At 62.2% G+C, this 12,441-nt stretch carries 12 protein-coding genes; 1 reads left to right on the forward strand and 11 read right to left on the reverse strand.

All coding sequences use genetic code 11. The features are described 5' to 3' along the window. A partial coding sequence (locus HX873_RS22220; protein WP_305729308.1) for an NEL-type E3 ubiquitin ligase domain-containing protein occupies positions 1 to 2,185 on the forward strand: 2,185 nt, incomplete at its 5' end. Here HX873_RS22220 and ureC read toward each other — a convergent pair. The 11 genes from ureC to urtA all read right to left on the reverse strand — a co-directional run bounded on the left by ureC (position 2,182) and on the right by urtA (position 12,403). Then, positions 2,182 to 3,882, reverse strand: coding sequence for an urease subunit alpha (gene ureC, locus HX873_RS22225; protein WP_087693127.1), 1,701 nt, complete (start codon positions 3,880 to 3,882; stop codon positions 2,182 to 2,184). The two genes, HX873_RS22220 and ureC, sit on opposite strands and share 4 nt — an antisense overlap. 163 nt (positions 3,883 to 4,045) lie before the next feature. Further along, a complete protein-coding gene (locus HX873_RS22230; protein WP_003217389.1) occupies positions 4,046 to 4,354 on the reverse strand; it encodes an urease subunit beta in 309 nt (102 codons plus the stop codon). Continuing rightward, positions 4,351 to 4,881 (reverse strand): N-acetyltransferase, encoded by a 531-nt coding sequence (locus tag HX873_RS22235; protein ID WP_177123209.1) that lies wholly within the window; start codon positions 4,879 to 4,881, stop codon positions 4,351 to 4,353. The genes HX873_RS22230 and HX873_RS22235 overlap by 4 nt, the downstream gene beginning before the upstream one ends. Positions 4,882 to 4,886: 5 nt before the next feature. Next, positions 4,887 to 5,408, reverse strand: a complete 522-nt coding sequence (locus HX873_RS22240) for a GNAT family N-acetyltransferase (protein WP_177123210.1) — start codon at positions 5,406 to 5,408, stop codon at positions 4,887 to 4,889. A 9-nt stretch (positions 5,409 to 5,417) separates the two neighbouring features. Continuing rightward, on the reverse strand, positions 5,418 to 5,720 hold the full coding sequence (gene ureA, locus HX873_RS22245) for an urease subunit gamma (RefSeq protein WP_003217383.1): 303 nt from the start codon (positions 5,718 to 5,720) through the stop codon (positions 5,418 to 5,420). A gap of 148 nt (positions 5,721 to 5,868) precedes the next feature. Next, positions 5,869 to 6,708 (reverse strand): urease accessory protein UreD, encoded by an 840-nt coding sequence (locus HX873_RS22250; protein WP_003217381.1) that lies wholly within the window; start codon positions 6,706 to 6,708, stop codon positions 5,869 to 5,871. 30 nt (positions 6,709 to 6,738) lie between these two features. Next, the gene (gene urtE, locus HX873_RS22255) at positions 6,739 to 7,437 is read right to left on the reverse strand and encodes an urea ABC transporter ATP-binding subunit UrtE (protein WP_003217380.1); all 699 of its coding nucleotides are present in this window, start codon (positions 7,435 to 7,437) and stop codon (positions 6,739 to 6,741) included. 127 nt (positions 7,438 to 7,564) lie between these two features. Continuing rightward, positions 7,565 to 8,425: an urea ABC transporter ATP-binding protein UrtD gene (urtD, locus tag HX873_RS22260; RefSeq protein WP_003217378.1), complete on the reverse strand. Its 861-nt coding sequence runs from the start codon at positions 8,423 to 8,425 to the stop codon at positions 7,565 to 7,567. Beyond that, entirely contained in the window at positions 8,422 to 9,501 is a 1,080-nt protein-coding gene (gene urtC, locus HX873_RS22265; protein WP_008439056.1) for an urea ABC transporter permease subunit UrtC, read from the reverse strand. Before urtC ends, urtD begins: the two co-directional genes overlap by 4 nt. Continuing rightward, complete coding sequence (gene urtB, locus HX873_RS22270; RefSeq protein WP_003217374.1) at positions 9,501 to 11,003, reverse strand: urea ABC transporter permease subunit UrtB; 1,503 nt, start codon at positions 11,001 to 11,003, stop codon at positions 9,501 to 9,503. The genes urtC and urtB overlap by 1 nt, the downstream gene beginning before the upstream one ends. 134 nt (positions 11,004 to 11,137) lie before the next feature. Next, on the reverse strand, positions 11,138 to 12,403 hold the full coding sequence (gene urtA, locus HX873_RS22275; protein WP_003217372.1) for an urea ABC transporter substrate-binding protein: 1,266 nt from the start codon (positions 12,401 to 12,403) through the stop codon (positions 11,138 to 11,140). Positions 12,404 to 12,441 lie beyond the last annotated feature (38 nt).

Genomic DNA, 12,441 nt, shown 5'->3' on the forward strand with positions numbered 1-12,441 from the left:
CCTGCCAGACACCCACCGCCAGTCTCTGGGATTGCCAGGCAGTGGGCAGGGGCCGGAGTTAAGAGGCAAAATCCAGGAACATGCCCTGTCGCGCGGTGCCTTGCGCAAGGTGCTGCAGATGCAACCCGCCCAACCGTTCGTCAAACCGCTATCGCAGTTGTCGGGCGGCAGGCGTGGGTACCCCTTGAGCGGGCGCGGCGGGTGGGCGTTTGAGCGGAGCCTGCAGGCACGCATTCGCAACTTGTACCCGGACATCACCGCCAACGAAATTGCCGAGTTACGACCTCTTGGCGACCCACTCGATCTCACCTGGGTACAGGAACTCGAAAGCGAATTCAGCAACCTGACTCAGACGTTGCGAACCTGGCAGATCAGCGCTCGCGCAGGCGCGTCGACCAGTGGCCAGGCGGCAGATCGGATTTATCGGGCCAGGGGCCGGATCGTCAAGGCCATTGAGGCGGCCTGGCGCAGAACCGGGCTGCGGGATATCGACGGCAATGGTCGATACCTCGGCCAGGCCATCAAGTGGGATGGGGTCGAATTGCGCCAGCAGTTGCGCACCCTGCCGCCATTGCCGGCCGACTTTGATCACGTCAGTAAGCTGACCCTGCGCAGCATGGCCTTGACCAGTGACGACGTCGACGGGTTTGTTTCCAACTTTCGCAGCCTGCGCAGCTTGTCCGTGCAAGCCTGCCGGTTGACGCGGCTGCCGCCGGCCATTGCCGCCATGCCGCACCTGACCGAGTTGTATCTGGGAGGCAATGAAATAGTCCTGAGTCAGGAGAGCGTCATGGTCTTGGGCAAACTGAAACAGCTCAAGGAGCTGTCGCTTGAAAGCAATCCATTGGGTCTGGCGCCGGACGTGAGTCGCATGCCTGATTTGCGCCAGCTGTGGCTGGCTGAAACAGATTTGGAGGAGTGGCCTGCCAGCGTGTTTCGCCTGCCGCGCCCACGGCATTTCATTCTGGATTTGCGTGAGAACGCGCTTATCCGCGTACCGGTATTTGCGCCGGGTTCTGATAACGCCCGGATCATCGCGCGCACGACGCTCTCCCGAGAGCTACTGAGTACTAAAGCCGTGAGCGATTTCAGGTTATATATCGAGGCAGCCGGTAATGATCCGGATCGTCAGCTTCCACCCAAAGGCCGGGCCGATAGCAAACTCTGGAAAACGGGATTGACCGACGAGGAATGGGAATCCAAGCAGCAATTGTGGCAAAGGCTGGAGGATGCCTTCGGTTCTGAAGCTTTTTTCAACGAAATTCGCTACCTGTCCAAATCAGGGGATGCCGTAGTCGAGGGCAAGCGCTACCTGCCGGAGCTGACTGCGAAAGTATGGCGCATGCTGGAGGCCATGGGCGAAGACGCCGAGTTGCGAGAGGAGCTGTTCCGCATGGCACAGTTCCCCACGGCTTGCGTGGATGCGGGGGCGCAGTTGTTCAATGCTATGGGGGTTGAAGTGTTGTTGCGCTCGGCCTATGCCAATGAAGACGCGAATGCGGTGAGAAGCAGCGTGCTCAAGTTGGCCAGGGGCAAGTGGCGATTGGAGGAGTTGGGGCGGATCGCTCATGCGCGCGTGGCACAATTGATCAGTCAAGGCGCCAGGTATAGGGAGTATGACCAGGAGGGCATGTTGGTCTCTCATTACGACAACGCAGGCAATGAGATCCCGCCTATTGATGAGGTCGAGATCTACCTGGCTTACACCTCCCAGCTATCCTCTCGCCTGGACTTGCCGTGGCAGGCCAGAACCATGCTGTACCGCGAAGAGTATGTGACGCCGGCCATGGTAGAGGCGGCGTACGAGCAGGTGACAGCGCTGGACCAGGGTGAGCAGTTGCGCAAGAACCTGATTGAGCAGCCGATGTGGAAGGAATTTCTGGAGCGGGCCCACAAGGTGGAATACTTGAGAATCTTCCGGAAATCTGACGCGTTGCTCGACTACGAGGACGCGCAAGCGCAATGGGCCAGGGATGGCGGCTTGTCTGCCGAGGCCAAGAAGGACCTGAGCGACACCATCGCCAGGACCGCCGATATCCTCGGTCGGCCGCGCGGTAACAGCCTGCCGGGAACCGTCATGAGTCGGGCTGAATACGACACTTCGCTTGCCAGCATCACCAGCGAACTCAACTCATTGAACACGACACTGACCGACCAGGCGATCAGTGCCGTATTTGGGGCTTAGAACAAGAAGTACCGCTGCGCCATCGGCAACACATCCGCAGGCTCACACCACAGCAATACTCCATCGGCCTTGACCTGGTAGGTCTGCGGGTCAACCTCGATATCCGGCAGGTAATCGTTGTGGATCAAGTCGGTTTTCTGCACCGCGCGGCAACCCTTGACCACGGCGATCTGCTTCTTCAACCCCAACTGCTCCGGCAGGCCTGCCGCCAACGCCGCCTGGCTGATAAAGGTCAGGCTGGTGGCGTGCAGCGAGCTGCCGAAGCTGGCGAACATCGGGCGGTAGTGCACCGGTTGCGGCGTCGGGATCGAGGCGTTGGCGTCGCCCATCAGGCTTGAGGCAATCGCGCCGCCCTTGAGAATCAGCGTCGGCTTGATCCCGAAAAACGCCGGGCGCCACAGCACCAGGTCGGCCCATTTACCGACTTCGATGGAACCCACTTCGTGGCTGATGCCATGGGTGATCGCCGGGTTGATGGTGTACTTGGCGATGTATCGTTTGGCGCGGAAGTTGTCGTTGCCTTCGCCGTCGCCAGGCAATGGCCCGCGCTGTTTCTTCATCTTGTCGGCGGTCTGCCAGGTACGTGTGATCACCTCGCCAACCCGCCCCATGGCCTGGCTGTCGGAGCTGATCATCGAGAACGCGCCGAGGTCGTGAAGGATGTCTTCGGCGGCAATCGTTTCGCGGCGGATGCGGCTTTCGGCAAAGGCCACGTCTTCGGCAATGCTCGGGTCCAGGTGATGGCAGACCATCAACATGTCCAGGTGTTCGTCGATGGTGTTGCGGGTGAACGGCCGGGTTGGGTTGGTGGAGCTGGGCAGCACGTTGGGGAAGCCACAGGCCTTGATGATGTCTGGCGCGTGACCGCCACCGGCACCCTCGGTGTGGTAGGTGTGGATGGTGCGGCCCTTGAAGGCGGCGAGGGTGGTTTCGACAAAGCCGGATTCGTTGAGGGTGTCGCTGTGGATCGCCACCTGCACGTCGTACTCGTCGGCGACGCTCAGGCAGTTGTCGATGCTCGCCGGCGTGGTGCCCCAGTCCTCGTGCAGCTTCAAGCCAATGGCACCGGCCTTCACTTGTTCGATCAACGGCTCCGGCAGGCTGGCGTTGCCCTTGCCGGTGAAGCCGATGTTCATCGGGAACGAGTCGGAGGCCTGGAGCATGCGCGCCAGGTGCCATGGGCCGGAGGTGCAGGTGGTGGCGTTGGTGCCGGTGGCCGGCCCGGTGCCGCCGCCGATCATGGTGGTGACGCCGCTGGTCAGTGCTTCTTCGATTTGCTGCGGGCAAATGAAGTGGATGTGGGTATCGATGCCGCCGGCGGTGAGGATCATGCCTTCACCGGCAATCACTTCGGTGCTGGCGCCGACACAGATGGTCACGCCGGGCTGGATGTCCGGGTTGCCGGCCTTGCCGATGGCGGCGATGCGGCCGTTTTTCAGGCCGACGTCAGCCTTGACGATGCCCCAGTGGTCGATGATCAGCGCGTTGGTGATCAGGGTGTCGACCACCTCATGGGCGAGCAATTGGCTCTGGCCCTGGCCATCACGGATCACCTTGCCGCCGCCGAATTTCACTTCTTCGCCGTAGACGGTGAAGTCCTGTTCGACTTCGACGAACAGCTCGGTGTCGGCCAGGCGGACCTTGTCACCAACGGTGGGGCCGTACATGTCGGCGTAGGCTTGTCTGGAAATCTTCATGTGTTTAGTTCCTTGATCGTTCCCGATAGGTGGCGAGGGAGCTTGCTCCCGCTGGGCTGCGCAGCAGCCCCAAAAGCCAGGCACCGGGGTGAGTCAGAAAGATTGAGTCAGCTCTTTTGCGGCCGCTGCGCGCCCGAGCGGGAGCAAGCTCCCTCGCCACAGGTCAGTCCAGGTCGCCCATGATGCGCCCGGCAAACCCGAACACCCGGCGTTTGCCACTCAGCTCAACCAGTTCCACTTCACGACTCTGCCCCGGCTCAAAGCGCACGGCGGTGCCGGCCGGGATGTTCAGGCGCATGCCACGGCTGGCGGCACGGTCGAACGTCAGTGCGTCGTTGGTTTCGAAAAAGTGATAGTGGGAACCAACCTGGATCGGCCGGTCGCCGCTGTTGGCTACGCTCAGGGTGGCGGTGCGCCGGCCCACGTTGAGTTCGATGTCGCCAGGCTGGATCTGAAATTCGCCAGGAATCATGCAGGTTGCCCCAGGGTCTTGAAGTAGATGGCGGTCGGGGTGTAGCGCCCGTCCGGGCTTTGGCAGTAGTCGGGCAATTCACCGATCTTGGTATAACGCAGCGACTGGTAGAAGGCTTCGGCGCCGGAGCCGGCTTCGGTGTCCAGGTACAGCAGCCCGCGTTTGTACTGGCGGGCGCTCAGTTCCAGGGCGCTCATCAGTTGCTGGCCAAGGCCACGGCGCCGGGCCTCGCTGTGCACCAGCAGCTTCTGCACTTCGGCGCGGTTCAGGCCGTTGGCTTTCATGCATAGCGCCAATTGCACGCTGGCGATGACGTGCTCATCACGCACCACCACCCACAGCAGCAGGCTGCCATCGTTGAGGCTGACCAGCACGCCATTGAGATAGGTGTTGGCCTGGGCCTCATCGAAGTCGGCCATGAAACCCACCGATGCGCCGTGCTTCACGGCGTCCAGCAACAGCTCAATCAAACCCGGGCGGTAATGGGCAAAACTTTCGGCATTGACTCGACGCAGTTGGGCGTTCATCGGTGTCACTCCTTGGGCGGCACAGCGCCTGGGTTGAGCGTCAGTTGCATGAAGGTCAGGTCCAGCCAGCGTCCGAACTTGGTGCCGACCTGGGGCATCTGCCCGGTGGTGATGAAACCCAGGCGCTCATGCAGGCGGATCGAGGCCTGGTTGCCGCTTTCGATGGCGGCGACCATCACGTGTTTGTCGCAGGTTTTCGCCCGCTCGATCAGCACCTGCATCAGCTGGGGGCCGAGGCCCTTGCCGCGCTGGTCGTTGCGCACGTACACCGAGTGTTCGACGGTGTGGCGAAAGCCCTCAAAGGGCCGCCAGTCACCGAACGAGGCATAGCCGATGACCTGCTCGTCTTCGACGGCCACCAGGACCGGATAAAACTGCGACTGACGAGCGCTGAACCAGGCCTGGCGGTTGCCCAGGTCTACCGGTTGTTCGTTCCAGATCGCCGTGGTGTTGAGCACCGCGTCGTTGTAGATATCGCGAATCCCTGGCAAATCGGCGTGCACCGCATCACGAGTCAAAAAGGACATGGTCGGGCCTCAGGCGATGGGTTGGTGGACGGTGACCAGCTTGGTGCCGTCGGGGAAGGTGGCTTCCACCTGGATGTCCGGGATCATTTCCGGGATGCCTTCCATCACCTGTTCGCGGGTGAGCAGGGTGGTGCCGAAGTGCATCAGCTCGGCAACGGTGCGGCCATCGCGGGCGCCTTCCATCAACGCGGCGGAGATGTAGGCGATGGTTTCCGGGTAGTTGAGCTTCACACCGCGCGCCAACCGTCGCTCGGCTACCAGGCCGGCGGTGAAGATCAGCAGTTTGTCTTTTTCCCGTGGGGTCAGGTCCATCGTTCAAGGTCCACTATGAAATACATTCGTAAAAACACCGGAGATCCAATGTGGGAGCGGGCTTGCTCGCGAATGCGGTGTGTCAGTGAATGCATCTTTGCCTGACCCACTGCATTCGCGAGCAAGCCCGCTCCCACATTTTTAATCTTCATGTGCTCCAGATTCTCGGTGATACCGCTTCTCGGCCCAGCACGGCCGGGCGCAGCAGGCGCCACAGTGCGATCAGCCAGGCTCGCGCCAGCAGCGCTTCACTGGCCAGGCAGCGGGCCACCAGCAGGCCGGGCAATTGGGTCAGGTCGCCGCGTACCGGGTGGGGCAGGGAGCGACATTGCTCGAGCAGTTCAGGGTCGATTTCGCCGGTCACCAGCAAGGTCGCAAACACCGGTTGCCCGTCCAGCCCGATGGGTGAGTCGAGCAAACCGTCGGCGCCCACAATGCGCTGGCGCTCATGCCAAATCAACTGGCCGTCGCGGCGGATATCCAGGTGCGACTGGAAGTGCCCGAGGTCGAAACGCTCGCCGCTGGCGGGGCGCCCGAGGGCGACCACGTCCCAGTAAAACAGCCGGGCATCGCCTTGCAGGTCGATGCGGGTGGTGAGTTCGGCCTGGGCGGCGCTGAACACGATGGTCTCCTGCGGCAGCCATTCCAGCGTCGCGCCCGCCTCAACCGTCAGCTCCAGTTTCTGATACGCCGGCCCGCCGGCGCGGTACCACTTGGCCGCGCCGGGGCTGGTCAGTTGCGCCCACGCACCTTCGGCGACATGGGCGCTGATATCGAGACGATCACCGCCGGCAATCCCGCCCGGCGGGTGCACGATGATGTGCTGGCACACCTCGGGGCCTTCGGCGTACAGATGCTTTTGCACTCGCAGTGGGCCGAGGTGGCGGCGCATCACTGGGCGCGTGGTGTCGCCGAAACGCGCGTAGCCGAGTTCCAGCTCGGCGTGCCAGCTTGGGGTGAACAGCGCGGTGGGGGCAGGTAGGGTCATGGTCAGTGCTTATCGTTAGGACGCTACAGATTAGATCGTAACGAGCCCGCGCACACCCTCGCTTTCCATATTTTCTCCACGCCCCTGCTGGACGATTTCGCCCCGGGACATCACCAGGTACTGGTCGGCCAGTTCCGCGGCAAAATCATAGAACTGCTCCACCAGCAGAATCGCCATGTCGCCGCGTGCCGCGAGCTTCTTGATCACCGCGCCGATCTCCTTGATCACCGACGGCTGGATGCCTTCGGTGGGTTCATCGAGGATCAGCAGGCGCGGGCGGCTGGCCAGGGCCCGGCCGATAGCCAACTGCTGTTGCTGGCCGCCGGACAAGTCACCACCCCGGCGTTGCTTCATTTGCAGCAGCACCGGGAACAGCTCGTAGATGAAGGCGGGCACTTCCTTGGCTTCGGAGCCGGGGAAGCGTGACAGGCCCATCAGCAGGTTTTCTTCCACTGTCAGGCGGCCAAAAATCTCCCGGCCCTGGGGCACGTAAGCGATACCGGCGTGCACCCGCTGGTGCGGCTTGAAGCCGGTAATGGCGCGGCCTTCCCAGTTCACCGCACCTTCCTTGGCCGGCAGCAAACCCATCAGGCACTTGAGCAAGGTGGTCTTGCCCACGCCGTTGCGGCCCAGCAGGCAGGTGACTTCGCCGACTTTTACCTCAAAGGAAAGCCCGCGCAGGATGTGGCTACCGCCGTAGTACTGGTGCAGCTTGTCGACTTGCAGCATGTTCAGTTCCCCTTAATGATCGTTCCCACGCTCTGCGTGGGAATGCCGCAATGGACGCTCCGCGTCCGCCGTGTGACGCAGAGCGTCACCGGATGCATTCCCACGCGGAGCGTGGGAACGATCAGGTTCAGCGGCCGAGGTAAACCTCGATCACCCGCTCATTTTCCTGCACCTGTTCCAGCGACCCTTCGGCCAGCACGCTGCCCTGGTGCAACACCGTCACGTGGTCGGCAATCGAGCCGACAAAGCCCATGTCGTGTTCCACCACCATCAGCGAATGCTTGCCCGCCAGGCGCTTGAACAGCTCGGCGGTGAACTCGGTTTCGGCATCGGTCATGCCCGCCACCGGTTCATCCAGCAGCAACAGTTGCGGGTCCTGCATCAGCAACATGCCGATTTCCAGGAACTGTTTCTGGCCGTGGGACAGCAAGCCGGCCGGGCGATTGACTGAAGCGGTGAGTCGGATGGTGTCGAGCACTTCGCTGATGCGGTCTTTCTGCTCACCACTCAAGCGCGCCCGCAGGCTGGCCCACACCGATTTGTCGGTCTTCTGCGCCAGCTCCAGGTTTTCAAACACGCTGAGGGCTTCGAATACCGTGGGCTTCTGGAACTTGCGACCGATGCCGGCCTGGGCGATCTGCACTTCGCTCATGCTCGTCAGGTCGAGGGTTTCGCCGAACCAGGCCTTGCCGTGGCTGGGCCGGGTCTTGCCGGTGATCACGTCCATCAGCGTGGTCTTGCCCGCGCCGTTGGGGCCGATGATGCAGCGCAATTCGCCGACGCCGATGTACAGGTTCAAGTCGTTCAACGCCTTGAAGCCGTCGAAGCTGACGCTGATGTCTTCCAGGGTCAGGATCGTGCCGTGGCGGGTGTTCAGGCCTTTGCCGGCAGCCTGACCGAGGCCAATGGCATCGCGGGCGCTACCTTGGTCTTTGTTCGGTTCAAGAATGGGCTCGAGCATGAATTCCGCCGTCGCTGTAATTCTCATTGGTCGCCCCTTTTCTTCAGCAGGCCAATCACACCCTTGGGCAAGTACAGGGTGACGATGATGAACAGCGCACCGAGGAAGAACAGCCAATACTCAGGAAACGCCACGGTGAACCAGCTCTTCATGCCGTTGACCACACCGGCGCCCAGCAGCGGGCCGATCAAGGTTCCACGCCCGCCGAGGGCCACCCACACAGCGGCCTCGATGGAGTTGGTCGGCGACATTTCGCTGGGGTTGATGATGCCCACTTGCGGCACATACAACGCGCCCGCCAAACCACACAGCACCGCGCTCAACACCCATACGAACAGCTTGAAGCCACGCGGGTCGTAGCCGCAGAACATCAGGCGATTTTCCGCATCCCGCAGCGCTGTCAGTACCCGGCCGAACTTGCTCTGGGCCAGGCGCCAGCCGATGAACAGGCTCGCCACCAACAACACCACGGTGGCCACAAACAGCGCCGCTCGCGTGCCCGGCTCGGTGATGCCAAACCCGAGGATGCTACGGAAATTGGTAAAGCCGTTATTGCCGCCGAACCCGGTCTCGTTGCGGAAGAACAACAGCATCCCGGCGAAGGTCAGGGCCTGGGTCATGATCGAGAAGTACACGCCCTTGATCCGTGAGCGGAAGGCGAAGAACCCGAACACCAGTGCCAGCAATCCCGGTGCCAACACCACCAGGCACATCGCCCAGAGGAAGTGGCTGGTGCCGGTCCAGTACCACGGCAACTCGGTCCACGACAAAAAGGTCATGAACGCCGGCAGCTCATCGCCGGACGCCTGGCGCATCAGGTACATGCCCATGGCATAACCGCCCAGCGCAAAGAACAGGCCGTGGCCGAGGGACAACATCCCGGCATAACCCCACACCAGGTCCAGCGCCAGGGCGACGATGGCGTAGCACAGAATCTTGCCCACCAACGTCAGGGTATAGGCGGAAACGTGCAGCGGATTTTCCGGTGACAACAGCGAGAACAACGGCAGCGCCAGCAGCAGGATCAGCACCACTGCACCGACCGCGACGGTCACCTTGGGGCCGGCCTTTTGCGCGGCCGTAAGCATCAATGGCTGGTTCATCAGTCGATCACCCGTCCTTTCAGTGCGAAGAGTCCTTGCGGGCGTTTCTGGATGAACAGAATGATCAGCGCGAGGATCAGGATCTTGCCGAGTACGGCACCGATCTGCGGTTCGAGAATCTTGTTGGCTATCCCCAGGCCGAAGGCCGCCATGACGCTACCGGCCAACTGGCCGACACCGCCGAGTACCACCACCAGGAACGAGTCGATGATGTAGCTCTGGCCGAGGTCCGGGCCGACGTTGCCGATCTGGCTCAGGGCCACGCCACCGAGGCCCGCTATGCCGGAGCCGAGACCAAAGGCGAGCATGTCCACGCGTCCGGTGGGCACGCCGCAGCAGGCGGCCATGTTGCGGTTCTGGGTGACGGCGCGCACGTTGAGGCCCAGGCGCGTCTTGTTCAGCAGCAGCCAAGTCAGCACCACCACGAACAGCGCGAAGGCGATGATCACGATGCGGTTGTACGGCAGCACCAGGTTGGGCAGCACCTGGATTCCCCCGGACAGCCACTCGGGGTTGGCCACTTCAACGTTCTGCGCACCGAACACCAGGCGCACCAGTTGGATCAGCATCAGGCTGATGCCCCAGGTGGCGAGCAGGGTTTCCAGCGGGCGGCCGTAGAGGTGACGAATCACCGTGCGCTCCAGGGCCATGCCGATGGCGGCGGTGACAAAAAACGCCACCGGCAGCGCGATCAGCGGGTAGAACTCGATGGCCTGGGGCACGTAGCGCTGCATCAGCAACTGCACCACATAGGTGGAGTAGGCGCCGAGCATCAGCATCTCGCCGTGGGCCATGTTGATCACCCCGAGCAGGCCGAAGGTGATCGCCAGGCCGAGCGCCGCCAGCAGCAGGATCGAGCCCAGGGACATGCCGCTGAAGGCCTGGCCGAGAATCTCGCCCACCATCAGTTTGCGTTTGACCTGGGCCAGGCTGGTCTCGGCGGCGGTGTGCACCGTGGCGTCGGCTTCGACGCCGGGAGCGAGCAGGGCTTCCAGGCGAGTGCGGGCCAGCGGGTCGCCGGTGCCGCCGAGCAAGCGCACGGCGGCCAGGCGCACGGCCGGGTCGGGATCTACCAGTTGCAGGTTGGCCAGGGCGAGACTGAGGGCTGTGTGTACGTCATCATTGGTTTCGCCGGCGAGTTGCTGGTCGAGGAATTTCAGCTGCGCAGGTTGTGCACTTTTTTGCAGAGTCTGGGCGGCGGCAAGGCGCACCTTGGGGTCGGCAGCGAGCAATTCCTGGCTGGCTTGCACGTTGTCGATCAGGCCGCGCAGGCGGTTGTTCAGGCGTACGGTCTTGGTTTCCCCGTTGACGCTGATCTGGCCTTGTTGCAGGGCGTCCACCAGCTCGATGCGCGCCGGGTCGGGCTGGGCGGCCCAGTCCTGGAGCAGCTTGGCTTGTTGCATCGGGTTGGCGTTGATGAAGTCTTCGGCGTCGCTGGCGTGTGCGGCGAGGGGCAGCAACAGCAGGGCGGCGAGGATGAAGCGGTATAGGGCAGTGGGCATACAAAATGTCCTGATCATGCACGGACAATGTGGGAGCGGGCTTGCTCGCGAAAGCGCTGGCTCAGTTTCGGATGCGTCGACTGACACACCGCTTTCGCGAGCAAGCCCGCTCCCACATTTAGACCGAGTCGGTCTTAGTTGCTCTTGACGGCGTAATCCGGCTTTTTGTCATTGCCAGGGATATACGGGCTCCACGGCTGGGCACGAATCGGCTCCTGGGTCTGCCACACCACCGAGAACTGCCCGTCAGACTGGATCTCGCCGATCATCACCGGCTTGTGCAGGTGGTGGTTGGTCTTGTCCATGGTCAGGGTGAAGCCGGACGGCGCGGCAAAGGTCTGCCCGGCCATGGCTTCACGCACTTTGTCGACGTCGGTGGACTTGGCTTTCTCCACCGCCTGCGCCCACATGTGGATGCCCACGTAGGTGGCTTCCATCGGGTCGTTGGTCACGGCTTTATCCGCGCCCGGCAGGTTGTGGGCCTTGGCATAGGCTTTCCAGTCAGCGACGAATTTCTTGTTCACCGGGTTCTCCACCGACTGGAAGTAGTTCCAGGCGGCGAGGTTGCCCACCAGCGGCTTGGTGTCGATGCCGCGCAGTTCTTCTTCACCCACGGAGAAGGCGACGACCGGTACGTCGGTAGCCTTCAGGCCCTGGTTGGCCAGCTCTTTGTAGAACGGCACGTTGGAGTCGCCGTTCACGGTGGAGATCACTGCGGTCTTGCCACCGGCGGAGAATTTTTTGATGTTGGCCACGATGGTCTGGTAATCGCTGTGGCCGAACGGGGTGTAGACCTCTTCGATGTCTTTATCCGCTACGCCTTTGGAGTGCAGGAACGAACGCAGAATCTTGTTGGTGGTGCGCGGGTACACGTAGTCGGTGCCCAGCAGGAAGAAGCGCTTGGCGCCGCCGCCTTCTTCGCTCATCAGGTATTCCACCGCCGGGATCGCCTGCTGGTTCGGCGCCGCACCGGTATAGAACACGTTCGGCGACATCTCTTCGCCTTCGTATTGCACCGGGTAGAACAGCAGGCCGTTGAGTTCTTCGAACACCGGCAATACCGATTTGCGCGACACCGAGGTCCAGCAACCGAACACCACGGCGACCTTGTCCTGGGTCAGCAACTGGCGGCCCTTTTCAGCGAACAGCGGCCAGTTGGAAGCCGGGTCCACCACTACCGGTTCAAGCATCTTGCCGTTCACGCCGCCCTTGGCGTTGATCTCGTCGATGGTCATCAGCGCCATGTCTTTGAGCGAGGTCTCGGAGATCGCCATGGTCCCGGACAGCGAGTGCAGGATGCCGACCTTGATGGTCTCGGCGGCCTGTACCGTCCAGGTCATGCCCATCGCGGCGATGGATGCCGACAGTGTGAAAGCCTTGATCAAGCTGCGACGCTTCATTGTGCAATCTCCATGACTCAATGATGTGATGAGGGAGT

This window comes from Pseudomonas sp. P7758, from assembly GCF_013386485.1.
Taxonomy (GTDB): Bacteria; Pseudomonadota; Gammaproteobacteria; order Pseudomonadales; family Pseudomonadaceae; genus Aquipseudomonas.